General features: G+C 63.8%; 21 protein-coding genes. 8 read left to right on the top strand and 13 right to left on the bottom strand.

Features of this window, described 5'->3' with window-relative positions:
- Positions 1–108: 108 nt before the first annotated feature.
- Positions 109–3,309, bottom strand: coding sequence for a tetratricopeptide repeat protein (locus NKH33_RS15095; RefSeq protein WP_352920310.1), 3,201 nt, complete (start codon positions 3,307–3,309; stop codon positions 109–111).
- 147 nt (positions 3,310–3,456) lie between these two features.
- Here NKH33_RS15095 and NKH33_RS15090 point away from each other — a divergent pair, with 147 nt between their 5' ends.
- Positions 3,457–4,200, top strand: coding sequence for a 2OG-Fe(II) oxygenase (locus NKH33_RS15090; protein WP_352774355.1), 744 nt, complete (start codon positions 3,457–3,459; stop codon positions 4,198–4,200).
- A gap of 30 nt (positions 4,201–4,230) precedes the next feature.
- On the opposite strand, the gene NKH33_RS15085 is transcribed toward NKH33_RS15090, so the two are convergent.
- Complete coding sequence (locus NKH33_RS15085; RefSeq protein ID WP_352920306.1) at positions 4,231–5,586, bottom strand: sigma-54-dependent transcriptional regulator; 1,356 nt, start codon at positions 5,584–5,586, stop codon at positions 4,231–4,233.
- Between the two features lie 6 nt (positions 5,587–5,592).
- A complete protein-coding gene (locus NKH33_RS15080) occupies positions 5,593–7,452 on the bottom strand; it encodes a sensor histidine kinase (protein ID WP_352920304.1) in 1,860 nt (619 codons plus the stop codon).
- Between the two features lie 238 nt (positions 7,453–7,690).
- Here NKH33_RS15080 and NKH33_RS15075 point away from each other — a divergent pair, with 238 nt between their 5' ends.
- The 3 genes from NKH33_RS15075 (at position 7,691) to NKH33_RS15065 (ending at position 10,974) form a co-directional block, all read left to right on the top strand.
- A complete protein-coding gene (locus NKH33_RS15075; protein WP_352920302.1) occupies positions 7,691–9,022 on the top strand; it encodes a dicarboxylate/amino acid:cation symporter in 1,332 nt (443 codons plus the stop codon).
- A gap of 469 nt (positions 9,023–9,491) precedes the next feature.
- Positions 9,492–10,550 (top strand): glycosyltransferase family 2 protein, encoded by a 1,059-nt coding sequence (locus tag NKH33_RS15070; protein WP_352920299.1) that lies wholly within the window; start codon positions 9,492–9,494, stop codon positions 10,548–10,550.
- A gap of 115 nt (positions 10,551–10,665) precedes the next feature.
- Complete coding sequence (locus tag NKH33_RS15065) at positions 10,666–10,974, top strand: HigA family addiction module antitoxin (protein WP_352473755.1); 309 nt, start codon at positions 10,666–10,668, stop codon at positions 10,972–10,974.
- A gap of 43 nt (positions 10,975–11,017) precedes the next feature.
- Here NKH33_RS15065 and NKH33_RS15060 read toward each other — a convergent pair whose 3' ends face one another.
- From NKH33_RS15060 to NKH33_RS15035, 6 genes are all read right to left on the bottom strand, one after another.
- Positions 11,018–11,305, bottom strand: a complete 288-nt coding sequence (locus NKH33_RS15060; RefSeq protein WP_352685247.1) for a DUF982 domain-containing protein — start codon at positions 11,303–11,305, stop codon at positions 11,018–11,020.
- Between the two features lie 89 nt (positions 11,306–11,394).
- On the bottom strand, positions 11,395–12,201 hold the full coding sequence (locus NKH33_RS15055; protein WP_352920295.1) for an ABC transporter permease: 807 nt from the start codon (positions 12,199–12,201) through the stop codon (positions 11,395–11,397).
- Positions 12,202–12,205: 4 nt separating this feature from the next.
- A complete protein-coding gene (locus tag NKH33_RS15050) occupies positions 12,206–13,039 on the bottom strand; it encodes an ABC transporter permease (RefSeq protein ID WP_352473751.1) in 834 nt (277 codons plus the stop codon).
- Between the two features lie 17 nt (positions 13,040–13,056).
- A complete protein-coding gene (locus NKH33_RS15045; RefSeq protein WP_023677269.1) occupies positions 13,057–14,172 on the bottom strand; it encodes an ABC transporter substrate-binding protein in 1,116 nt (371 codons plus the stop codon).
- Positions 14,173–14,239: 67 nt separating this feature from the next.
- A complete protein-coding gene (locus tag NKH33_RS15040; RefSeq protein ID WP_023677270.1) occupies positions 14,240–15,334 on the bottom strand; it encodes an ABC transporter ATP-binding protein in 1,095 nt (364 codons plus the stop codon).
- A gap of 124 nt (positions 15,335–15,458) precedes the next feature.
- Positions 15,459–16,346 carry a LysR substrate-binding domain-containing protein gene (locus NKH33_RS15035; RefSeq protein WP_023677271.1) on the bottom strand — a complete coding sequence of 296 codons (888 nt, stop codon included), beginning with the start codon at positions 16,344–16,346 and terminating at the stop codon, positions 15,459–15,461.
- 75 nt (positions 16,347–16,421) lie between these two features.
- On the opposite strand from NKH33_RS15035, the gene NKH33_RS15030 reads away from it, so the two are divergent.
- Both NKH33_RS15030 and NKH33_RS15025 read left to right on the top strand, forming a co-directional pair.
- Complete coding sequence (locus tag NKH33_RS15030) at positions 16,422–18,014, top strand: zinc-binding metallopeptidase family protein (protein WP_352473793.1); 1,593 nt, start codon at positions 16,422–16,424, stop codon at positions 18,012–18,014.
- 33 nt (positions 18,015–18,047) lie between these two features.
- Complete coding sequence (locus tag NKH33_RS15025; protein ID WP_023677273.1) at positions 18,048–18,980, top strand: dimethylarginine dimethylaminohydrolase family protein; 933 nt, start codon at positions 18,048–18,050, stop codon at positions 18,978–18,980.
- 80 nt (positions 18,981–19,060) lie between these two features.
- Here NKH33_RS15025 and NKH33_RS15020 read toward each other — a convergent pair whose 3' ends face one another.
- Positions 19,061–20,068, bottom strand: coding sequence for an ornithine cyclodeaminase family protein (locus NKH33_RS15020; protein WP_352817112.1), 1,008 nt, complete (start codon positions 20,066–20,068; stop codon positions 19,061–19,063).
- Between the two features lie 155 nt (positions 20,069–20,223).
- Here NKH33_RS15020 and NKH33_RS15015 point away from each other — a divergent pair, with 155 nt between their 5' ends.
- Complete coding sequence (locus NKH33_RS15015) at positions 20,224–20,685, top strand: Lrp/AsnC family transcriptional regulator (protein ID WP_023677275.1); 462 nt, start codon at positions 20,224–20,226, stop codon at positions 20,683–20,685.
- Between the two features lie 107 nt (positions 20,686–20,792).
- On the opposite strand, the gene NKH33_RS15010 is transcribed toward NKH33_RS15015, so the two are convergent.
- Together NKH33_RS15010 and NKH33_RS15005 are read right to left on the bottom strand one after the other, a co-directional pair.
- On the bottom strand, positions 20,793–21,176 hold the full coding sequence (locus NKH33_RS15010) for a YybH family protein (protein ID WP_352473747.1): 384 nt from the start codon (positions 21,174–21,176) through the stop codon (positions 20,793–20,795).
- A 152-nt stretch (positions 21,177–21,328) separates the two neighbouring features.
- A complete protein-coding gene (locus NKH33_RS15005) occupies positions 21,329–22,078 on the bottom strand; it encodes an SDR family NAD(P)-dependent oxidoreductase (RefSeq protein WP_352473745.1) in 750 nt (249 codons plus the stop codon).
- 97 nt (positions 22,079–22,175) lie between these two features.
- Between NKH33_RS15005 and NKH33_RS15000 the strand changes: the two genes are divergently transcribed.
- Positions 22,176–23,069, top strand: coding sequence for a LysR family transcriptional regulator (locus tag NKH33_RS15000; protein ID WP_352473744.1), 894 nt, complete (start codon positions 22,176–22,178; stop codon positions 23,067–23,069).
- A 90-nt stretch (positions 23,070–23,159) separates the two neighbouring features.
- Here the strand turns inward: NKH33_RS15000 and NKH33_RS14995 are convergent, their stop codons facing one another.
- Positions 23,160–23,588 carry a VOC family protein gene (locus tag NKH33_RS14995; protein WP_352473742.1) on the bottom strand — a complete coding sequence of 143 codons (429 nt, stop codon included), beginning with the start codon at positions 23,586–23,588 and terminating at the stop codon, positions 23,160–23,162.
- Positions 23,589–23,672 lie beyond the last annotated feature (84 nt).

The following is a 23,672-nucleotide window of genomic DNA, read 5'->3' as shown; positions in this document are numbered from 1 at the left end:
GCTCCTGACATATGGACGCCGGCCGGCTTGGATCAGTCTGGCAGGGTGTGTCTCTATCGCCTTGTTCGCCAACGATCTTCTCGGCAAAAGAGACGGTCGTTTGCAGAGTTATGGCGGCACGCCCAGATCGTGCAGCGCACTCATGGCGGCTCGGTATTCGACGAAATCCCTGGGACAATCGCTAGCGGCGAGCCGGTAAAGCCGTAAGGCTTCCTCGCTATGCCCTTGGAGCCGGCTAAGCTCGGCCGTGTAGAAATTCGTTTCGCAGACTTGTCCGGTTCTCTGAGCCAGGCCCACAGCACCGGCATCCGAAAGTGCTTCGGCGGACGTCTTTTCACCCAGCAGCATGCTGACCAGCGGTGCCGGCCACTTCGTCATGTCGAGCTTGCTTTTCGCCTCCTTCAAGTGGCTCGCCGCGCCGTTGCGCCGCGCCGCGATATCAAGCCAGATGGCAAAGTAGGCATTGTCGGGGGTGAGAGAGGCCGCCTGCTCGAAATCCGTCTGCGCCATCGCCGTCGCGCCGGAATAGAGATACAGGACGCCCCGGCCAGCATAGGTGGAGGCGTCTTTCGGATCGAGGTTGATTGCTTCGCCATAGTCGGCGATAGCGCGGCTGTATTGGTCCTTTGCCGTCCAGGCTACGCCTCGGTTTTGGTAGCTCTTGACAAGTCTCGGATCGAGGCTGATCGCGCGGTCGTAGTCGGCGATGGCGAGATCGTATTCGCCTTTCCTGCTCCAGGCGAAACCTCGGTCGTTGTAGGCGATCGCCTTTGTCGGGTCGAGCGTAACGGTCTGGCTGTAATCGGCGATCGCCCGGTCATTGTCGCCTTTTTCTAGCCATGCCTCGCCGCGTTTGTAGTAGGCGGGCATCAGTTTCGGATCGAGGCTAATCGCCTTATCGAAATCGGCGATGGCCTTCTCGGCATCACCCTTGGCAATCCACGTTATGCCCCGGTTGAAAAATGCAGAAGGGTCTTTTGGATCGAGGCTGATGGCCTTGTCGAAATCGGCGAGGGCGCCGTCATTGTCGCTCTTTCCCGCACGCGCGATTCCACGATTGGAATAGGAAAAGGTATTTTTCGGGTTGAGGCCGAGCGCTTTGTCGTAGTCGGCGATGGCACGGTCGAACTCGCCCTTTGCCGCCCACACCAGTCCTCGGTTGTTGTAGGCATCGATGTTCCCGGGGTCGGAGCTGATTGCCTGGTCGTAATCGGCCATAGCACGGTCATTGTCCCCTTTGGCGAACCAGGCTATTCCCCGATTGTAGTAAGCGCTTGAGTATTTTGGATCGAGGTTGATGGCTTGTCCGTAATCTTTGAAGGCGCGGTTGACGTCGCCTTTGCGCGCCCAGACCATCCCCCGGTTGTTGAAAGTCTCGGCACGCTTCGGATCAAGATCGATCGCTATGTTGTAGTCGGCGAGGGCGTGGTCATTATCGCCCTTCTTGAACCACACTAAACCCCGAGCGTTGAAAGCGTAGGTATCTTTCTGGTCAAGACTGATCGCCTTGTCGAGATTGGCCATCGCGTCGTCGAAATCGCCCCTGTCGATATCTATCATGCCCCGATGCAGATAGGCGTCGGTCTGACCCGGGTCGATGGTAATCGCCTGGTTGAGGTCGGCCAGCGCACGGTCCCTATCGCCCCGGTCCGCCAGAGCTGCACCTCGATTGGCGTATGCGTCGGCGTATTTCGGATCGAGGCGGATCGCCTGGTCAAAATCAGCGATGGCCTTGTCGGCTTCGCCCTTTCGCCACAAGGACATGCCACGGTTGTTGAAGGGCATCGCGCCTTTTGGATCGAGACCGATGGCTCGGTTGGAGTCCTCAATGGCGTGGTCGTCTTCCCCCTTCTTGTACCAGGCATGGCTACGACTGACGTAGATTTTCGGATTTGTCGGATCGAGCCTGATCGCCTGGGTGTAATCGGCAATGGCACTGTCCGCATCGCCCCTTGCAAGCGAGGCGATGCCTCTGTTGAAATAGGCATTGCCAAGGTTCGGATCGAAGGTGATCGCCTGGCTGTAATCGGCGATGGCACGATCGATGTCGCCCTTGTTTGCTCGGGCCAGACCCCGGTTTGAATAAGAGATGGCGTGTTTCGGATCGAGTCTGATCGCCTGGTCGTAGTCGGTGATGGCGCCGTCGAAATCGCCTTTCGCCGCCCATGCTATCCCCCGGTTGTTGTAGGCGTCGACATATTTCGGATCGAGCGCGATGGCCTGACCATAGTCGGCGATGCCGCCATCGGCGTCACCTGCGTCGGATCGGGCCGCGCCTCGCGCGTAGTATGCGACGGCGAGTTTTGAATCGATGCCAATCGCCTTGCCATAATCGGCTATGGCGCGGTCATGGTCCCCCCGGTTGGCCCAAGTGACGCCTCTGCTGTAATAGGCTGGTGCAAATGTCGGATCGAGGCTGATGGACGTGTCGAAGTCCGCCAGCGCCTGGTCATGGTCGCCCTTGTTCGACCAGGCGAGGCCTCTGTTGTAGTAGACGCTAGCATCCTTCGGATCGATCGCGACGACCTTATTGTAGTCGGTGATGGCGCCGTCAAAATCGCCGCCCGTCAGCCGGGCGTTGCCGCGCCGGTAGTAGGCATGCGCGTTTTTCGGATCGAGGCTGATCACCTTGTCATAGTCGGCCAGCGCGCGCTCCTCATCGCCCTTGCTGGTCAACGCATCGGCTCGATCGTTCAGGGAACCGGCGTCGTTCGGGTTGAGCCTGATGGCCCGGTCGAAGTCGGCTATCGCGCGGTCGTCGTCGCCTTTGCGTGACCAGATCAGCCCGCGATTGTGGTAATTTCTGCCGTCTCCCGGATTGAGGCTGATTGCCCTGTCATAGTCGGCCAAAGCCCGGTCGTTCTCGCCCTTGAAGGTCCAGGCGACGCCGCGGTTGTAGTAGGCATCGCCATATTTCGGGTCCAGGCTGATCGCCTTGTCCAGATCGGCGATGCCCTTGTCGTAGTCGCCCTTGAAGACCCAGCTGATGCCCCGGTTGTAGTAGCCGCTGGCGACGGTCGGTGCGATGCCGATGAACGCGCTGTAGTCGGCGATCGCGCGGTCATAGTCGCCTCGTTCCGTCAGGGCATTGCCGCGCTTGAAATAGGCAATACCGCGGTTTTCGAGGGGCTCTGTCGCATCCTCGATCATGCGCGTACAGGCGGGAATCCGCACCGCCGGATCGACCTCATCGTCGCTGACGCAGTCGCTGCTGGCGGGCAAGGCCGGGAGCGCCGAGACCAGCATGACGACGAGGCAAACGAGGAATTGCCGGACTGCCCTGTCCCCCTGTCGAACCCGTCCGATCAAATCGCCCCCCATCGCGGCAAGCCCAGCTGCATTGTATTCAACGAAATCCCCGAGACAATCGCTAACGAGTTACCCGGCAAGAAACGGGTGGTCCGCGCGCGCCGTTTCACCCATCTCAATGACAGAGAAGCCACAGGAGGCGAAGCCATGACCATCCATTCGATAGGCGCGAAAGCGGCGGTCAAATCGGCGGAGGTGCGCGTTGCCGGATATGACTGGCGGACGCTGGCCGATGAGCTGAGCGGCTATGGTTGCGCGGTGATGGAAAAGCTGCTGACGCCGCAGGAGTGCCGGCATATCGCCGGACTTTATTCGGACGAGAGCCATTTCCGCAGCCATGTCCATATGGCGCGGCATGGCTTCGGCAAGGGCGAGTACCGCTATTTCCGCTATCCCTTGCCCGACTTGATCGGCGGCTTGCGCACCGCGCTCTATCCGCGCCTGGCCGCGGTCGCCAATGACTGGAACGAGCGCATGGGTATCGCCCAGCGCTATCCCGACGAACACGCCGCGTTCCTCGAGCAATGCCACGAGCAGGGCCAGACGCGGCCGACGCCGCTCCTGCTGCAATATGTTCCCGGCGACTTCAACTGCTTGCACCAGGATCTCTACGGCGATCTGGCCTTCCCGCTGCAGGTGGCGATCCTGTTGTCGGAACCAGGCAAGGATTTCACCGGCGGCGAGTTCGTGCTGACCGAGCAGCGTCCGCGCATGCAGAGCCGCGCCGAGGTGGTGCCGCTGCGCCGGGGCGACGCGGTCGCCTTCGCGGTCCACAATCGACCGGTCCAGGGCAGCAAGGGCAATTACCGGGTCAATCTCAGGCACGGCGTCAGCCGGCTTCGCTCCGGCATGCGCCACACTGTCGGTATCATCTTCCACGACGCCAAGTAACCGGGCCGCCCGGTCAAGCCCTGGCGACGATTACCTCGAAAAATCGCTGCGCACGATACCGTGGCGCTGGAGCTTGTCGTAGAAGGTCTTGCGCGGAATCCCCAGCGCTTCGATCGTGCGCCTGACGTCGCCCTCGTTGCGGCCAAGCGTCTCGCGAATGATGTCGGCCTCGTAGCGCTCCAGCCGCTCCGGCAGCTTCATGGCGGCGTTCGATTGGGTCGGGGCAGGGGGTTGTGCTTCGGCGCCTTCCTCCAATCCAAGCACGAACCGCTCGGCGAAATGCGCCAGTTCGCGCACATTGCCCGGCCAGTCATGGTCGCTGAGATGGCGATGCACCGAAGCCGGCACTGCCGGCACCTGGCGGTGGAAACGGGCGGCGGCGCGCTCGGCGAAATAGAAGAACAGCAGGGCGACATCGTCGCGGCGCTCGCGCAGCGGCGGGATCGAGATCGTCACCACGTTGAGCCGGTAGTAAAGGTCCTCGCGGAAAGCGCCGCGCTGGCGCGGATCGGCGAGGTCGACCTTGGCGGCGGCGACGACGCGCAGATCCACCGGCCGCACCTCGTTGGTGCCGAGCGGGGTGACCTCGCGCATTTCCAGCACGCGCAGCATCTGCACCTGTGTCGAGACCGGCATGCTTTCGATCTCGTCGAGGAACAGCGTGCCGCCGCTGGCGTGCTCGATGCGGCCGATCCGTTTCTTCTGAGCGCCGGTGAAGGCGCCGGCCTCATGGCCGAACAATTCGCTTTCGATGACGGTCTCCGGCAGCGTGCCGCAATTCAGCGCGACGAAATTGCCCTTGGCGCGGCGGCTCCAGCGATGCAGAAGGCTTGCCACCACCTCCTTGCCGGAGCCGGTCTCGCCGGTCACCAGCACATCGACGTCGGTGTCGGCGATCTGGCGTAGTGTGCGGCGCAGCCTGTCCATCGCCGGCGTCTGGCCGATCAGCGGCAGGCCGTCCTGCGCCTCTCCGGCCGCCTCGCGCAAGGCCCGGTTCTCCATCACCAGGCGGCGCTTTTCCGCTGCGCGGCGCACGCTCTGTACCAGCCGGTCGGCGGCGAAAGGCTTGGTGATGAAGTCGTAGGCGCCGTCCTTGATCGCCTTGACGGCCATGGCGATGTCGCCATGTCCGGTGACGAGGATGACGGGAATGTCGGTATCCAGCCGCAGGATGCGGTTGAAAAGCTGCAAGCCGTCGATCTGAGGCATGCGGATATCCGACACCACGACGCCGGTAAAACCGGCGTCGAGCCCGGCCAGCGCCTCGGCCGCCACCGCAAAGGCCGAGACCGAGAAGCCGGCAAGCTCCAGCGTCTGCACGGTGGCCTTGAGGAGATCGCGGTCGTCGTCGATCAGGATCACCGGCGCGGCATTGTCGTTCGTCATGATGGCTTACGCTGCTGTCTGGAGATGAATGGTGAAGCGGGTGCCGCTGTCGTCGCTCGAAACTTCGATGCGGCCGCCATAATCGGCGACGATGTCCTTCGAGATGACGAGGCCAAGGCCAAGGCCTTTTTCCTTGGAGGTGTTGAACGGCGTGAACAGCGATTTGAGGATCGCGGGTGGAATGCCGGGTCCGTTATCGGACACGCCGACCGTCACGCCGTCCGCGGTCTCGTCGACCGACACCTGCACACGAGCGTCGTCGCGGCCGTCGAGTGCTTCGAGCGCGTTCTGGAAGAGGTTGATCAGCACCTGTTCGAGCCGCACCCGATTGCCCATGACCTTGAGGCTCGGCGGCGGCAGGTCGATGGCCAATGCGTCGAGCCGGCCGGCAAAGCGGCTTCTCAACAGCATGACGGCGCCTTCGATGACACCACGTAATTCGACAGGCTCGGCGGCGGTGCGGCCCTTGCGGGCAAATGCCTTCAACTCCTCGGTGATTGAGCCGATGCGTTCGGTAAGGGCTGCGATAGCGCCGAGGTTTTCCTCGGCCGGCCCGGTCTGCTTGCGGTCGAGGAAGGTGCGGGCATTGTCGGCATAGGCGCGTATGGTGGCGACCGGCTGGTTGATCTCATGGGCGACGCCGGCAGCGACCTGGCCGAGGATGGCGAGGCGGTTGGCCTGGACCAGATCCTGCTGCACGATTTGGAGCTTGGCTTCCGTGCTGCGGTGGCCTGTTATCTCGGCCTGCAGCCGGTCGCGGGCGCGGCTCAAATCCTCGGTCCGTTCGACGACGCGGCGTTCGAGTTCGGTGCGGGCCGCCTGTTCGGCGGCAATCCGCATCTGCGCCGACTGCCGGCGCCACAACAGATACGCGGCAAGGCCGAGCAGCGGGACGACGACGCCGAGCGCCAGAAGCCGCATTTCGCGGACGGCGGCGGCGATCGGCGCTTCAGCCGGGATCAGATAGTCGAGCCGCCAGGGGGTCGAAGGAATCGTCGTGAAAAGGCTGAGATACTCCGCGTCGCTGCCGCCGGGCGTTACTGCGTGGACGATTGACACATCCGGGCTGAGCGCCTGCGCGTGCATGATCGGCAACGGCACAAGCGGCGCGTCGCCGAACTGTTGGCTGTCGCGGATCGCGGCTTGCTTAGGTGCGGCCAGCGGTGCGGTTGTCATGAAACGCCAGGACGGCACGCTGGTGATCAGCACGACGCCATTCTCGTCGCTGACATAAGCCGGGCGGTTCGCCTCGCGCCAGTCGGCTTCGAGCTGGTCGAACTCCATCTTGACGACGACGACGCCGAGCGGTGCGTCTGTGTCGCCGACGCGCCGCGAAATGTAGAGGCCGGGGCGCTTGCTGACATTGCCGAGTGCAAAATACTCGGCGGTTCCGGCCTGCATCGCGCCGGAGAAATAGTCGCGGAAACGGTAGTCATTGCCGACGAAGCTGATCGGCTCGCGCCAGTTGCTGGAGGCGACCGCCAGTCCATCGGTGCCGACGACATAGAGTACCGACGCCTTGGTGCCGGAGACCAGCCCCTCGAGCTTGCGGTTCAGCACATCGATTGCCGCGGCATTTTTCTGCGACAGCGCGTCACGCACTTGCTGGTCTGCGGACAAAAGCAGGGGCAGGGCACGCGGGCTTTCGAGCACGGCGCGCAGCAGCGCGACCTTCAGATTGGCGTCGGTACGCCCCTGCGCCGCCAGGGTCTCGACCTCGGCGGTGCGGCCGTAGAGGCCGGCGCCGTAGAGCGCTGCGGTGACGATCAGCAGGGCGACGGCCGCAAACAGCAGCCAGGCTCGGCGCGCCCGCCTGGCGAGTTGCTCGGGCGTCGAAGACAAGGCACCGGCGGGGCGTTGCAGCATCGCCCATTTGTGCATGAACTCGCACAAAACACAATTCGACCTATGCGGAGAGTCGCACTTGACCATGCGTCCGGCAGTGCGGACGTTTGCGAATGCTCAATAAAATCAATGCTGAAGCACTCTTCTGCGTATCTGGCACGGCTGTTGCAAACACGAATTCAGCAGTCGCGAGGCTGCTGGTCTCAAAACAACTGCCCCGGGGAGTCGAGCTTTCGATCGGGGCGCCATGGAGGACGTCATGCAGACAGCAATCGCTGCCGCCGAGCCGCGCGGCAAACTTCCCTTATACCGGCATCTTTATGTGCAGGTGCTGGCGGCGATCGCCGCCGGCGTGCTGCTCGGCCATTTCTATCCGGAAGCCGGCGAGGCGATGAAGCCGTTCGGCGATGCTTTCATCAAGCTGGTGAAGATGGTGATCGCGCCGGTGATCTTCCTGACCGTGGCGACCGGTATCGCTGGTGTTTCCGACCTGCAGAAGGTCGGCCGCGTCGCCGGCAAGGCGATGATCTATTTCCTGGTGTTCTCGACGCTGGCGCTGGTCGTCGGCCTGGTCGTCTCCAATGTCGTCCAGCCCGGCGCCGGCATGCACATCAATCCAGCGACGCTCGATACCGCCAAGGTGGCGGCCTATGCCGAGAAGGCGCACGACACTACCATCGTCGGCTTCCTGATGAACATCATCCCCGACACCATCACCGGCGCCTTCGCGCAGGGCGACATCCTGCAGGTGCTGTTCTTCTCGGTGCTGTTCGGTGTCGCCCTGGCGCTGGTCGGCGATCGCGGCCGTCCGGTCGTCGATTTCCTGCAGGCGCTGACCACGCCGATCTTCCGCCTCGTCGCCATCCTGATGAAGGCCGCGCCGATCGGTGCGTTTGGCGCCATGGCGTTCACCATCGGCAAATACGGCATCGGCTCGATCGCCAACCTCGCCATGCTGATCGGCACGTTCTACTTGACCGCGCTGCTGTTCGTGCTGGTGGTGCTCGGCGCTGTCGCCCGCTACAACGGCTTCTCGATCCTGGCGCTGATCCGCTACATCAAGGAAGAGCTGCTGCTGGTGCTCGGCACCTCGTCCTCGGAAGCGGCATTGCCGGGCCTCATGGCCAAGATGGAGCGCGCCGGCTGCAACCGCTCGGTGGTCGGTCTGGTCATCCCGACCGGCTATTCCTTCAACCTCGACGGCACCAACATCTACATGACGCTGGCGGCGCTGTTCATCGCGCAGGCGACCGACACGCCACTCACCTACGGCGACCAGATCCTGCTGCTCGCTGTCGCCATGCTGAGCTCCAAGGGTGCCGCCGGCATCACCGGCGCGGGCTTCATCACGCTGGCGGCAACGCTTTCAGTCGTCCCCACCGTGCCGGTCGCCGGCATGGCGCTGATCCTCGGTGTCGACCGCTTCATGTCGGAATGCCGAGCGCTGACCAACTTTATCGGCAATGCGGTGGCGACGGTCGTGGTGGCACGCTGGGAGGGAGAACTCGACCAGACGAAGTTTGCCGCCGCCATGGCCGGCGACTTGCCGGAGGAAGTCGACCTGTCGCTGCCGGGTTTGCAGGCCGCCTGACCGTCTAGGCCACATGATCACAAGGCCCCGGAGGCGGTTCACCGGCTCCGGGGCAAAAGGGCCGGCGGTCGCGGCATGCCGCCTGAAACGCAACCTGAAGTGGCGCTATTTTCGACGCGGGGCTTGTTCCAGCCGCATTTGCAGGCCAGTATCCGCCATGCCTTCAGGGCACCCGTCCGCTTCGCTCCCGACCTGATCGCGAGGCGAGACATTTCCGTCGGGCTCGGTTGCGACCCACCTTGGCCGAACGTCGGAGCTTTTGCTGCCGCCGACCCTGACCATGGCAGCAGCCTCGAAGGCAATGGCGGCCTCAGTACGAAGTCGCAACGCGAAACGTGACTCGTCTCCTCGTGGGAAGCGCAGGCTTTCTCCCAGGGAACTCGTTGCGCCAAGAGGGGGCGCTTGAAGAGGGGGGCGGGCCCATGAGCGGGCCTTTGCCGAACCAAAGCAAGATGCGAGGTCAAACGCGATGCAGCCTGTCATTCCGGTATCCATCATCATCCCGAACTACAACTATGCGCGGTTCCTCAAACGCAGCATCGACAGCGCCCTCGAGCAGGACTACGCGGATGTCGAAGTCATCGTCGTCGACGATGCATCGCAGGACAATTCCACGACAATCATGGAATCCTATCGCGACGAGATCCTCGCATGCCCGCGAGCGCAAAATGGCGGACACGCGGCGGCGTTCAACACCGGCTTCGCTGCGAGCTCGGGCAAGATCGTCCTGTTCCTCGACGCCGACGATTATCTTTATCCAACCGCCGTCTCCACCATTGTCGAAACGTGGGATGATGCAACCGCTCAGGTCCAGTCCAGACTGCATATCGTCGACGAGGGGCAACGCATCAAGGATGTCTTTCCGCCGCCCGAATTGCCTTTCGACAGCGGCGACGTCATGCCGAAACTCCTGCACAAGGGCCGCTATCAGACGACAGTGACCAGCGGGCTGGCCTTTGACCGCGCAACGCTCGAATCGATCATGCCGATACCGGAGCCGGAGTTCCGGCAGGGCGCCGACGGCTATCTGGCAACGCTGGCGCCGATGTACGGGCATGTCCAATCGATCGACGAATGCCTTGGCGCCTACCGGATCCATGGCGCCAACCATTCAGTCTTCGGTGAAAAGCTCGCCGAGCGGGCACGCTGGCGGGTAACTCACGATTTCCGCCGCATGCAGGCGCTGTCGGACCAGGCCGCCGGGATCGGCCTGACCATCGTGCCGTCGGATGCTGTCCGCCACGATCCGGTCCACCTGGAAGAGCGGCTGGCGTCGCTCTGCGCGGACAGCGGCCGACATCCCGTGGCCGACGATTCCCGGCTGGCGCTCGGGGCGGCCGGCGCCGTCGCCAGCCTCGAAATGACCGCATCCCTGCGGCGGCGTGCAATCCTTGCCGCCTGGTTCCTGTCGGTCGGGGTGTTGCCGCGGAAAATGGCGACCGCGGTGCTGTCGTGGAAGCTTGATGCGGCGTCGAGGCCGGCATTTTTGAGCCGCCTGTCCAAGACCATTCGTCATGCGATGGGATAGTGGGTGGCGCTGTGCCACAACTCCGCCAGGTTTTCGGGAGGTCTGGCAACCCGGGTAGATTTCGAACAATATCATTATGGGTACGTGGCGCCCCAAGCGAAAGGACAACCAGCCCATGACCTCTTATGAGCCGATGCGTCCGATGGAGCGCTGCCCATCCCACCCTGGAGCGCTGCTTGACGACATTATCCCGGCAACCGGAAAGACCAAGGTGGAGATCGCCAATCTGCTCGGAATCTCGCGCCAGCAGCTTTATGACATCATCCGCGAAAAGAAGCCGGTGTCGCCGGCTGTCGCTGCCCGTCTTGGAAAGATGTTCGGCGACGGCGCCGCGATCTGGCTCAGGATGCAGGCTGCCTATGATGCCTGGCATGCGGAGCGCGAGGTCGACGTCAGCGCCGTTCCAAGATTGCATGCTGCCTGAGATGCAATAGATCGGCCGAACCACCGAGGCTCTCACAAATCGATCACGGTCCTGCCTGCCTGGACCGGTTCTCCGGTTCGACGGCGCGCTCGACCAGGACATGCGCCGCCCGCGCGGCCTCGACGAACGCGTCCCTGGCGGCTTCGGTCCAGCGATCGTCGCTCATGGCGCGGCGGCATGTGCGCAGTGCCAAGCCGTGTTTGGCGCTGCCGGCGTCACGCCAGTGGGCTTCCAGCAACTCGACAGCCTGCCGTGCGTTGGAAATGTTGCGGATATCTCCCACGATGCCGACCGCAACCGCAACCGGCTTGGAAAACCATCCTTGGGTCATGGCGGAGCCTTCGACGTGTTGAACTACTTATAACGAAAATCGTAGCGCAAGGTTTCATTTGCGCCAGTCACCACGGCGTGAGGCGGCCCTCACTGCGCCGCGCGCAGCCTGACCACGACGCTGCGCGCCACAAGCACCAGCACGGTGATGACGATCAGGATCACCGAGAGTGCGGCGATCGCCGGGTCGATGTTGTCGCGCAGGCCCATCCACATCAAGCGCGGCAGCGTGATGGCGTTGACCGAGGTGATAAACAGGGTGACGCCGATCTCCTCCCAGGACAGCACGAAAGACAACAACGCCGCGGTGACGATGCCGAACTTGATGTTGGGCATGATGATGCGGGTGGCGCGCTCCCACACGGTGGCGCCGAGGCCGCGGGCGGCGAGGTCGATGCGGCGGTCGAGCTGGCTGAGCGACACCAGGATCAGCACCGTGGCGAAGGGCACCGTCATCACCGCATGCGCCATGACGACACCCAGCCAGGTGTCATAGCCGAAGAACGACGAGAACCCGGAGATCGAGGTCAGCAGGAAGTAGAGCGTGATTGCCGAGACCACCGGCGGCACCACCATCGGCAGCAGCACGAAACCGACCAATGCTGCCGTGAAGCGCGGCTGGAACATCCAGATGCCGAGGCTGAAGCAGAGCGCCAGCACGGTGGAAAAGGCGCTGCTGACGATGCCGATCCTGATCGAGAGCAGGATCGAATCGATCCAGCGCGGATCCTCGATCAGCGCCCGGTAATGGCGCAGCGACAATTCGCCCGACGGCATCGCCAGCATGCGGCTCGGCGTCAGCGATACCGGGATGACGGCGAGCAGCGGCAGCAGCAGGAACAGCGCGACGAGGGCGGCGAGGACCAGCGAGACGGGACCGGGGCGGTAGGTCGGCATCGCGCTACACCAGTTGCTTGGGTCTGATATAGCGGAACAGCAGCGCCATCAGCGCGCCGACAAACAGCACCAGCACGACACTGATTGCGGCGCCCAGGCCCCAGTCCGGGCTCTGGAAGATGCGAAGGTAGATCAGCTCGGCGATCATCACGCTACGGCCGCCGCCGAGGATCGCCGGCGTGACGAAGAAGCCGAGCGAAAAGACGAAGACGATCAGCGCCGAGCCGATGATGCCGGAGCTGGTCATCGGCACGAATACCGACCAAAAGGTGCGCATACGGCTGGAGCCGAGGCCGCGCGCCGCCAGCAGCACACGGTCGTCGAGGCTGCGCATCGATGAGGCCAGCGGAAACACGGCGAAGGGAATGAGGAAATGCGTCATGCCGACGATAACGCCGAACTCGTTGCGCACCAGCGCCAGCGGCTCTGAGATGAAGCCGACCGCCTGCAGCCAGGTGTTGATCAGGCCGCGATTGGACAAAAGCGCCACCCAGCCGAAGGCGCGCGTCAGCACCGAGATCCAGAACGGCACCAGGATGCAGAACTCGGCCACGACGCGCTGCACCGGCGTGCCGCGTACCCAGACAACGGTGATGGCGTAGGCGGCGACAACCGAAACGATCGTCACGATCGCGGCGATACGCAGCGTGCGGATGAAGACCGACTGCACCAACTGATCCGTGAGCAGCGCATTGTACTGCCCCAGCCCCGGCGTGGGCAGGGTGAAGCTCCATTTAACCACGCCAAGGAATGGCCAGGCATAGGCCAGCACAAGAAAGAGGAGCAGCGGCGCCATCAACAGCGCCGCGCCCATCCTGTCGGAGAGGTATGCTCTCATCCGGTTATCCCGGCTTGTCAGGCGGAGATGATCTTCGTGTATTCGTCGAGTGCCGCCCCGTAGTTCTTGGCGTACCAATCCATGTCGAGCGGGATCTGCTTCTTCATGTTCTCGGGATCGACCGGATTGATGCGCCTCTTGTCGGCGGGTATCAGCGCATCGGTGGCCGGGTTGGCCGGACCCTGACCGAGCTTTTCGAACATGATGAGTTCCTTCTCCGGGTCCTGGGTGCTGGCGATGAACTTCATCGCCGCGTCCTTGCCGCCGGGATTGCCCTTGAGCACGGCGAGCGCGCCGGGCGAGATCAGGCCCTGGTCCCAGATGAACTTGATCTTGCCGCCGGAATCCTGCTCGATGAGCGAAGCCCGGGTCGACCAGACGATCGCCATCGAGGCCTCGCCATTGAGCAGCACGCTCTGGCTTTCGGCGCCGCCACCCCAATAGGCGACGACGTTTTCCTTGAAGGCGGCGATCTTGTCATGCGCGCGCTTGAGGTCGAGCGGGTAGAGCGATGCCGGTGCGATGCCGTCGGCGAGCAGTGCCGCTTCCCAGCTCGACACGCCCCATTTGTAGAGCGAGCGCTTGCCGGGGAATTTTGCCACGTCGAAGAAGTCGGCCATGCCGGTTGGTGCCTGGCTGCCGTATTTCTCGGCATCATAGGCGATGACATAGGAGAAGAAATAGGTCGAGGCGGCGTATTCCCAGCCGAAGCCCGGCCGCATCTTCTTCTTGTCGACGACCGCATAATCGATCGGCTCGAGCATGCCTTGGGCGCCGAGCGTGATGGCCGAGAACGGATCGACGTCGACCAGGTCCCAGGTCGGGGCGCCGCTCTTGAACTGCGCCGCGATCGCGCCTTCGGTCGGGCCGGAGCCGTCCATCTTAACGACAATGCCGGTTTCCTTGGTGAAGGCCTGGCCGTAAGCCGCGTCATAGGCGGTAATGGCGTCGCCGCCCCAGTTGACGAGCACCAGTTCCTTAGCCGCGGCAAAGGCGCCGGTCGAGCGCAGCAGCATCGGCGTGCCGGCCAGCACCAGTGCGGCCAGCTGCGTAAACTGCCGGCGCGAGATCTCGCCGCGCACTGCCCTGGCGGATAGCGCCTCGATGGAATTTTTCTTGGTTTGGTTTGTCATGTCAGTTCCCCTTTTTTGTCGTTGATATTTCCTGAAAGTCAGCTTGGCGAATTCGCCGCGCCGATCGTCATTGTCCTCCGTTCGGAAGGAGGAAGCCTTTCTCCGCCGGCCAGGTCAGCCAGACGGAATTGCCCTTGCTGAGCGCGGAAGCGGCGACCTCGTTCGGCACAGAGATCGTCACCTTGGCGCCTTGCCGCGTCGTCAGATCGAGCCGCGTCGCAGCGCCGAGATAGGTCGAGGCGACGGCAGTCGCGGCAATGCCGTTCTCGCCTGTCGCGGCTTCGCGGGCGATCGACATGTATTCGGGCCGGATCGCCAGGATGGCGTCGCCCCGGACCTTCTCGGCCTTGCAGCGCATGCTGATCGCGCGGTCTTCGCAGAGGCCCGTCGAGCCATTGTTGGCCGGGCGTACGCCCTTCAGCGGCAGCATGTTGATCTCGCCCAGGAACTCGGCGACGAAGCGGTTGTCCGGCCGGTCGTAGACCTCGTCCGGCGCGCCGACCTGCAGCAATTTGCCGTGGTTGAAGATGGCGACGCGAGATGACAACGCCAGCGCCTCGCTCTGGTCATGGGTGACGAAGACGAAGGTGGTGCCGGTCTCCTGGTGCAACCGCTTCATCTCGGCCTGCATCTGGCCGCGCAGGCCCTTGTCGAGTGCTGAAAACGGCTCATCGAGCAAAAGTACGCCCGGCTCGAACACCAGCGCCCGCGCCAGTGCGACCCGCTGCTGCTGGCCACCGGACAATTGCGACGGCAGTTTCTTTTCGTGGCCCTTGAGCCCGACGCGCTCGATCATTTCGCCGACGCGGCGTTTGATCTCGGCCGCCGGTTTCTTTCGCACCTTGAGCGGAAAGGCGATGTTGGCCTCGACGCTCATATGCGGGAACAGCGCATAGCCCTGGAACACCATGCCGGCGGCACGCTGCTCGGCCGGCCGCTCGGTGATGTCGACGCCGTCGCTGTAAAGGCGACCGTCGGTCGGCTGAATGAAGCCGGCAAGGATCATCAGGAAGGTGGTCTTGCCGGAACCGGAGGGGCCGAGCAGGGTGAGGAACTCGCCACGGCCGATATCGAGCGTCAGATCGTCCAGCGCACGGAACGAGCCGAAGCTCTTGCCGATCCCGATTGCCTTGATCTCTGCGGCCCGGCCGGGTTGCTGCATCCTGCCCTTTCCTTAGCGTAGCCGAAATCGTAGGCAGGGCGGCGGCTCACCGCAACCGAATAGTTTTCGCCTGATCGGCAAATTTGATTCATCTATGCGCCAATCTCCCCCTCGAGGGGGGAGATTAACGCTGGTTCTCCGACAGCTTCGACCGCAGCCACCGCCCAAACGCCTCCAGCACCGGATGCGCCGCCTTGGCGTGCTCGGAAACCAGAAAATACGAGCGCGGTGAATTGATCGCTATGTCGAAGGGGCGGACCAGCCGGCCTTCGCTCAGTGCCCGGCCGCTGGTCAGCTCGTCGCCCATGGCGATGCCCTGGCCGGCGATCGCCGCCGAAAAGACCAGGTTCATGTCGGAAAAGAAGATGCCGCCTTCCGGGTCGGGGTTCTCGACCTTGGACAGCGCCAGCCAGCGCGCCCAGTCCTCGGTATCGCCGAGATGCAGGAGATTGGCGCGCAGCACGTCGGCCGGCTTGGAGAAGCCGCCGATCTTGTTGAGCAGCGTCGGGCTGCACAGCGGCGTAAAGGAGATCCCGCACAACAGCTCGACCGCGCGGTTTGGCCAATTGCCGACGCCGAAGGCGATGAAGGCATCGGCCTCGGCATTGCTCACGTCGTCGAGACGGCGCGGCGTCAGGATGCGCAGCGCGACATCGGGGTACATCTGCCGGAACTCGCCGATATGGGTGCACAGGAACAGCGAGGCGAAACCCGGCGTACAACTGACGCTGAACGAGCCGCCGATGCCGGTGCCGGCATGGCGTGTCACCGCGTCGCCCAGCACCGTCAGCGCCTTGCGCACGTCGCTGGCATAGCGCTGGCCGCGCGGCGTCAGCGCCACGCCCTTGCCAATGCGCTCGAGCAGGTCGAAGCCGAGATCGCGTTCGAGCAGGCGAAGCTGATGGCTGACTGCGCTGCGGGTCAGATGCAGTTCGTCGGCGGCGCGCCAGACGCTGCCGTGGCGGGCAAAACTGTCGAGGGCGCGCAGCGCCTGCGTCGAGGGAATTCTCAAGAGGTGAACCGAATTTGCATGAGCCGGGAAAACATATCACTTTTTGGCGGGGCGCTTCACTGCTTTCTTTCCGCCATGGAGAAACCGGTGACCTCCGCGCAAGTGACCGCACTTGCCTTTCTGGATGACATCCAGCCGTCGCTATCGGCGTGGACGCGGGCGATCTTCGATTTCGGCGAGACCGCCTGGCGCGAATACCAGTCGGCCGCCTGGTATGTCGAGCATCTGAAGCACGAAGGCTTTTCCGTCGAGGAAGGTTCTGGCGGCATGCCGACCGCCTTCTGCGCCCACTGGGCCAATGGCGCGGGGCCGACCATCGGCCTGTATGCCGAGTATGATGCAGTGCCCGGCAATTGCCAGGATGCTGCGACGGTGAAGCGACCGCGCCCGGGCCTCGGCGAACAGGCTGGCGGCCACACCGATCCGCATTCCGGCCTCGGCATTGCCAGCCTCGGCGGGCTGCTGGCGACCAAGGCGGCGATGCAGCGCCACGGCATATCAGGCACGCTGCGCTTCACCGGCGAGCCGGCGGAGAAGGTGCGCGGGTCGAAGCCGATCCATGCCGCGAAGGGCTATTACGATGGGCTAGCGGGCATGGTCTCCTTCCATCCTTTTTATATGCTGCCGCTCTGCAATACCGCGCGCTGGGATACGCATTGCGGTGCGGCCTATGCGATGATCTACCGCTTTGTGTGCGACGAGCCGGAACATTGGGCGAGGGCGGCAGGCGGCGCAGCACCCATCCCGCAGGCGCATTCGGCAGTCAGGGCGCCCGGCGCCAACGACGCGCTGATGATGATGTATATGGCGTCCAAGGCGCTGCGCGATTCCATGCTGCCGCATCAGGGCGGCTGGTCGATCAGCGAGGCGATCCTGACGGCGGGCCAGGCGACCGCCGACAATCTGCCGGCCGGGCTGGCCGAGATCCAGTACATGATCCGCGTGCCGACGCTGGCGATGGCCGAGCAGGTCACCGCCGTGCTCGACCGCAATGCGGAAGCCGCAGCCAGGATGAGCGGCTGCCGCCATGAGCGGCACTGGGTGTCGAAGTCGCGGCCGGGGCTGGCCAATCACGTCATGGCCGGTATTGCCTTCGACGCGCTGGCGGCGGTCGGGCCGCCGTGCTGGGACGAGACGGCCAAGGCGATCGCCCGCGAAGTCCAGCTCAATGCCGGGGGCGAGGCGACCGAGGAACCATTCATCGACGAACTGGACCGGCTGATTGCACCACAGGCGGCCGAGGCGCTCCTGCGCCGCGACCTGCCGCCTTGGCAGCTCAATTCCACCTCTGACGATTACACCGACATGTCGTGGCATACACCGACGGCACGATTCTACGTCGCCCGGCCGGCGCTGCGATCCGAGAACGGCCACGCGTTTCCGTCCTGGGCTATGAATGCGCTGGGCGGCATTTCTGCCACCATCGACCCGATGGTCATCTGCGCCGCAAAGACGGTCGCGCTGGCAGCACTTCGCCTGTTGGAAGACGAGGCTGCGCGCGACGCGGCGATGGATGAATTCGTCACCCGCACCGGCGGCGGCATCGGCGGCTCGAACTGGATCGCGCCGCTCTGCGACTACGATCCGCCCATCGGATTTCGCTGGCCGGAATACATCACCACCCCGCGCGGACGGGATTGGTGGATACCAGGCAACCAAGCCGCATGATCAACCAAGCCGCCCTTCACGAGGAGAAACCCCATGACCGTCCATGACCGCATCGTCGCCGAGCCGTTTTCGCTGCAGCACCGCAACCCGGCCGGCGGAACCAAGCCGCTGACCGCCTGGGGCTTCGCCAACGAGACCGACGTGCTGACCGACGTGCTGCTCGGCTCGCCGAATTTCCTGCGCCATCTCTCGACCAGCTCGCTGTCGCGCAAGCACCTGCGCGAAGCGCCATGCAACGTCCAGATCGCGCAGGCGCAGCACAAGGACCTGGTCGCCGCCTATGAGCATTTCGGTGTCAACATCCACTGGCACGAGCCGACGCCGGAACTGCCGATGCAGGTCTACTCGCGCGATTCCAGCGTCATGACGCCGTACGGCGCCATCATCACCGCCATGTCGCAATGGTGGCGGCGTGGCGAGAACTACGCGGCGATCCGCACCTATGAGAAGCTCGGCATCCCGATCTATGATATGGTCACCGCCGGCACGTTCGAGGGCGGCGACTTCAACGTCATCGAGGACGGCGTCGTGCTGATCGGCTGCGGTGGCGCCCGCACGCAGGAGGAGGGCGCGCGCCAGGTCCAGGCCTGGTTCGACAAGGAGGGCTGGGAGACCCGCATCGCCTTCATCGACGAGTATTACGTCCATATCGACCTGATGGTGGTGCCGATCGCCGAAAAGCTGACCGCCGTCTGCCTTGCCTGTACAGAGCCCGGCATCGTCGACTGGCTGAAGGGCAAGGGCCACGAGATCATCGACGTGCCGTTCCAGGATACTATGGCGCTCGGCTGCAACTTCATGTCGCTGGGCAAGGACAGGGTAATCGCCCCGACCTCGAGCCAGACGCTGATCGGCCAGCTCAAGGCGCGCGGCTTCGAGGTGGCGGCCATCGACATGAGCGAGATCTCGAAGACCGGCGGCGGCATTCACTGCATGGCGCAGGCGCTGAAGCGCGAGCCGGCCTGAGGGGCCGGCCTTTAGCCCGGCCGCTTGCGCGAAAGCGCCACTGTCAGCACCGTCGATCCCGCCTGGCGTGCGGCGCGCCCCTACAGCACGATGAGCTTTCCCTTGCGCAGACGCCGGGCGCAACGATAGACGAGGTCGGCAGCGACCATGTCTTCCATCGCAATGCCCATCGCCTTGTAGGTGGTGATCTGTTGATCCGAAACGCGGCCCGGCGCGCGGTCGAGCAGCATGGCGCCAAGCTCGGTGCCGAAATCCGGGTCGAAGCCGGCAAGCTCGCAAGATCCGACCGGGGTCGGTTTGAATGCATCCTTGGTTTCGACAAAAAGACTGGATCTGCCGATGAGCTCGATCGGCATTTCACCGCCGGGCGGCGCCACCCCGACCGAGGAGACATGCGTGCCCGGCTGGACCCAGCCTGCGTCGATCACCGGCTGGTAGGAGTGGGTCGCCAGGCACACCACGTCGGAACTGCGCACTGCCGTCTCGAGATCGGCGACCGCCACCACCGACGGATGCAGCCGGGCAAGCGCTGCCGCATCGTCGAAGCTCTTCGAAGCGACACGGATTTCGGCAAAGTCGCGCACCAAGGGCAACAGATGCAGGTGCTGGTTGGCCTGCACGCCGGCGCCGACCACGGTCGCTATCCTGGCGTCCCTGCGGGCAAGCGTGCGCACCGACAGCACGGCGGAGCCGGAGGTCCGCACCGCGGTTATGAAGGTGCCGTCCATGATACACACCGGCAGGCCGGACAGCGGATCAAACAGGGTGATGGTGGCGAGGTGGCTGGGCAGGTTCTTGGCCAGGTTGCCTTCGAAGACGTTGACGATCTTGACGGTCAGGTTCATGCCCTCCATCCAGGCCGGCATGGCGAGGCTGTAGCCGGCCTCGGGGATGTCGAGCTGTGGTCGGGGTGGATTGACGACCCTGCCTTGTGACAGCGCCTTGAAGCCGTCTTCCAGAACATCGAGAAGCTGACTGAGGTCGATGCATTCCATCACATCGGTTTCGCTCAGCACCAGGATCTCGGTCGCTCCCTTGCTGATTTCTGCCGCACTCTTGCCGGCTGGGCTGAACGCTTCCTTGGTCATCCTGCACTCCTGTGTTCGAAATCGGCTCACCACGTTTGCTTTCAGCGGTGAGGGAAGCGCAGGCTATTGCGAGGTTTTATGTTGTGAAATACGTTGATTTCGGTGTCTCTGCGTGAAATCAACACGCAAATCCCTTAGATAGCGTGGATTGTGAAATGAGCGACCTCGACCAGATAGACCGCAGCCTGCTCCGGTTGCTCCAGGAAGACGGACGCCGGACGACGCTTGATCTTGCCGGGCGTGTCGGGCTGTCTCCGACCGGAACCAGCCAGCGGGTTAAGCGCCTGTTCCGCGACGGGTTCATCACCGCGGTCAGGGCCATGCTCGATCCGCGCAAGGTCGGCCGGGGAACGCTGGTGTTCATCGAGGTCCGGCTTGACCACACGGCGCCTCATGTCTTTGACCGCTTCGCCGAAGCCGTGGCGAAAGCTCCGGAGGTTCTGGAGTGCCATATGGTGGTTGGCGGTTTCGATTATCTGGTCAAGGCGCGGATCGCCGATATGGCGGTGTTCCAGGATTTCCTGCAGCGGGTCATCCTGCCGCTGCCCGGCGTGCGCGAAACGCACACGTTCGCCTCCATCGCCGATGTCAAGCCGAACGCCCTTTTGCCGGTGTGATCGGGTAGAGGAGGGGAACGCTGTTCAGGGCGACCTGCATCGCATCTTCGCCATCTAATCGCTCCCCCCTGGCGCGCCTTCAGGTGCAGCGATGCCGGAGACCGGCTCTAGCCTTGCTGGGTCAGCAGGTTTGCGTCGCGTGCGAGCCGCCACTCACCATCCGCCTCCTTGCGCAGGAGCGTCAGCGCATATCCCGATCGATGGACCGGCTCGCCATTCGGCGGGGTCGCGGTCATATTGATGCGGCTGCGGATGAAGGCCCAAGTGCCGAGAAGCTGTAGTTCCACGATATCGCTCGTGCCGTCGATATGAACGCCGGCCGTCTCCCGCGCGGCTGCCGCGAAGATCTCCTTGTCGAAGGGTTCCCGGCCGGGAACCATGAAGATCGCGTCGTCCGTCATTAAGCTGAGGACGGTCGCGATGTCTCCACGCTTGCTCGCATCCATCCACGTCTCGACCAGCTTTCGGATTGCTGTTTCGTCGCCCGTCATCCGTTACCTCCCTGGCATCTCGCCGTCATCGATGGCGCACGGCGCTCCTTCCTCGCTGCTACATAGGGCTTAGATCGCTCTCGTCATCGATTGCAGTGCGTCGCGCCGCGGGTAGCACGGTCAGCGAGCCGGCAGGTTCGCGCCCTCCATGCCTATCGCCAGCCACCGGAGGCGGTGATGCGCTCGCCGGTCAGCCAGGACGCTTCGTCGGAGGCGAGGAACACCGCGACGCGGGCGACGTCGTCGGGCAGGCCGAAGCGACCGAGCGGCGTCATGGCTATAATCTGCTTCTCGAATTCGCTGCCGACGATGCCGATGCGCGCGAGGCCCTCGGTATCGATGCCGCCGGGCGCGATGGCGTTGACGCGGATGTTGCGTGCGCCGAGCTCCCGCGACATCGACAGCGTGATCGTGTCCACCGCACCTTTGGTCGCGGCGTAGACGAGCGAGTTCGGTTGCGGATTGCGGCTGGCGACCGAGCTTATGTTGATGATGCTGCCGCCGCCCGCGCCAAAATGGTTCACTGCTGCTTGCGTGGTCAGAATGATGCCCAACACATTGGTGTCGAACTCGCGGTGAAACTCGGCCTCGGTAACCGCTTCCAGCGGCTCGAATGCGAAGACTCCGGCATTGTTGACCAGTATGTCGAGCCCGCCAAACTCCAATTTCGCCGCCTCGAACAGGCGGCGCACATCAGCCGCTTGCGACACGTCGCCCTGGACGGCGACGGCGCGGCCGCCACGGTCCTCGATCTCGGCGACGACGCGGTCGGCGCCTTCCCGTGACGAGGCGTAGTTGACGACCACTGCGGCGCCGGCCGTGGCAAGACTCTTGGCGATGGCGGCGCCGATACCGTTGGAGGCGCCGGTGACGATGGCGACCTTGCCGTTCAGCTTGCTCATCAAATCTCTCCTTTGTTGACGATGAGCGGTATTTAATCATGATCGAAACGCGTATTATGGTGCCCACAATCCGTTCTTTCGTTCCTGGAATTCCGGAATGACCACCATCCTCGAAAAGACCGCCGGTCTCGTCGCCTTCGTCCGAACCGTCGATGCCGGCTCTTTCCATGCCGCCAGCCGGCTGGTCGGCTCCAGCCCGTCGGCAGTGTCGAAAAGCGTGGCGCGGCTCGAGCGTCGGCTCGGCGTCAGGCTGATCCAGCGCTCGACGCGCCGGCTCGGGCTCACCAGCGAAGGCATCGTCTATTACGAGCGCGTGGCGCCGCTGCTCAGGGCGCTGGACGATGCCGAAGACATCGTTCAGATGGCCGATACGGCGCGCGGCCTGCTGCGCGTTACAGCGCCGGTCGAGCTTGGGCGTGGCCTGATCGCGGCATGGGCGCAAGCGTTCCTTGCGCAGCACGGCGCAGTCAAACTGGAGCTCAGCGTCACCGACCGTCACGCCGATCTGATCCGCGAAGGCTATGACGTTGCGGTGCGCATGGGGCCGCTCTCAGACACCGGGCTCGTCGCGCGCAAGATCGCCAATCTGCCGATCATGCTGGTGGCCTCACCGGCCTATGTCGAGCGGCGCGGCCGTCCGGCATCGGTCGAGGATTTACGGGACCATGAATTCGTCCGCCACCAGATGGCTGGCCGGCCTTATCCGGTCACATTTGCCGACGGTACGATGATCGTGCCGGATGGGCGGCTCGATACCGATGACGGCGGCGCCATCCGCAATGCCGCACTTGCCGGCGCCGGCATCGCGCATCTCATGCAGTTTGCGGTGCAGGACGATCTCGACACGGGCCGCCTGGTCCGCATGCTGCCCGAGGTGGCGATGCGGACCATGCCGGTGCACATCGTCCATGCCTACGGGCGGCAGCTACCGGTCCGGGCGCGGCTGTTCGTCGACTTCCTTGCGGGCCAAATGGCGGCGCTGGCGCGATAGCGCAGGGCTCCGTGGCAAAGACAGCGGCGGCTTCGAGATTACCCTGTTAGTAGCACAAGCGACCCCCGCCTTCGTTACCTGTCCATAGAGCTAGAACGTGATCTTAACTGAATCGGCGCTGCGGTTGGCCGCGCCGTGGTGGACGGCCTCGATGTTGTTGCCGTCGGGGTCGAGCAGGAAGGCGGCGTAATAGCCGGGATGGTAGGATCGCTCGCCCGGCGCACCATTGTCGGTGCCGCCGGCCTCAAGCCCGGCCCTGTAGAAGGCATCGACCATGGCGCGGTCATTTGCCTGGAAGGCCAGGTGGTGGCGGCCGGTCAGCTTTCCCAGGGCCGCCGGGCTGTCGGGGCTGGAGATGAACAGCTCGTCGGCCCAGAAATAATCATTGCCGGCGCCACCGATCGGTATGCCGAGCACGTTGAGAACCGCCTCGTAGAAACGACGGCTGGCCTTGAGATCCCTGACCACCAGATGGAGGTGGTCGATGAGACGCCCGCGATGAAGTTCCTGATTTGCCATGCTTGACAGCTCCTGATCGCCGGTTGGAAATCTAGCTTCGAATGGTGCGCGGTCAATCCAGAAAGCCGTGGAATGGCGCCATCG

Origin of the sequence: Mesorhizobium sp. M1182, from assembly GCF_040318335.1 — a bacterium.
Lineage (GTDB): Bacteria > Pseudomonadota > Alphaproteobacteria > Rhizobiales > Rhizobiaceae > Mesorhizobium.
Note: the sequence above shows the minus strand (reverse complement) of the source record. Positions and strands in the feature narration are given on the sequence as shown.

Coding starts and splice junctions, on each gene's coding strand:
- NKH33_RS15060 (WP_352685247.1), bottom strand. CDS start 11,305: ATGACCCAAGGATGGTTTTCCAAGCCGGTTGCGGTTGCGGTCGGCATC.
- NKH33_RS15020 (WP_352817112.1), bottom strand. CDS start 20,068: ATGACCAAGGAAGCGTTCAGCCCAGCCGGCAAGAGTGCGGCAGAAATC.
- NKH33_RS15015 (WP_023677275.1), top strand. CDS start 20,224: ATGAGCGACCTCGACCAGATAGACCGCAGCCTGCTCCGGTTGCTCCAG.
- NKH33_RS15045 (WP_023677269.1), bottom strand. CDS start 14,172: ATGACAAACCAAACCAAGAAAAATTCCATCGAGGCGCTATCCGCCAGG.
- NKH33_RS15080 (WP_352920304.1), bottom strand. CDS start 7,452: ATGCTGCAACGCCCCGCCGGTGCCTTGTCTTCGACGCCCGAGCAACTC.
- NKH33_RS15000 (WP_352473744.1), top strand. CDS start 22,176: ATGACCACCATCCTCGAAAAGACCGCCGGTCTCGTCGCCTTCGTCCGA.
- NKH33_RS15010 (WP_352473747.1), bottom strand. CDS start 21,176: ATGACGGGCGACGAAACAGCAATCCGAAAGCTGGTCGAGACGTGGATG.
- NKH33_RS15085 (WP_352920306.1), bottom strand. CDS start 5,586: ATGACGAACGACAATGCCGCGCCGGTGATCCTGATCGACGACGACCGC.
- NKH33_RS15005 (WP_352473745.1), bottom strand. CDS start 22,078: ATGAGCAAGCTGAACGGCAAGGTCGCCATCGTCACCGGCGCCTCCAAC.
- NKH33_RS15065 (WP_352473755.1), top strand. CDS start 10,666: ATGACCTCTTATGAGCCGATGCGTCCGATGGAGCGCTGCCCATCCCAC.
- NKH33_RS15055 (WP_352920295.1), bottom strand. CDS start 12,201: ATGCCGACCTACCGCCCCGGTCCCGTCTCGCTGGTCCTCGCCGCCCTC.
- NKH33_RS15025 (WP_023677273.1), top strand. CDS start 18,048: ATGACCGTCCATGACCGCATCGTCGCCGAGCCGTTTTCGCTGCAGCAC.
- NKH33_RS15070 (WP_352920299.1), top strand. CDS start 9,492: ATGCAGCCTGTCATTCCGGTATCCATCATCATCCCGAACTACAACTAT.
- NKH33_RS14995 (WP_352473742.1), bottom strand. CDS start 23,588: ATGGCAAATCAGGAACTTCATCGCGGGCGTCTCATCGACCACCTCCAT.
- NKH33_RS15050 (WP_352473751.1), bottom strand. CDS start 13,039: ATGAGAGCATACCTCTCCGACAGGATGGGCGCGGCGCTGTTGATGGCG.
- NKH33_RS15030 (WP_352473793.1), top strand. CDS start 16,422: ATGGAGAAACCGGTGACCTCCGCGCAAGTGACCGCACTTGCCTTTCTG.
- NKH33_RS15075 (WP_352920302.1), top strand. CDS start 7,691: ATGCAGACAGCAATCGCTGCCGCCGAGCCGCGCGGCAAACTTCCCTTA.
- NKH33_RS15090 (WP_352774355.1), top strand. CDS start 3,457: ATGACCATCCATTCGATAGGCGCGAAAGCGGCGGTCAAATCGGCGGAG.
- NKH33_RS15040 (WP_023677270.1), bottom strand. CDS start 15,334: ATGCAGCAACCCGGCCGGGCCGCAGAGATCAAGGCAATCGGGATCGGC.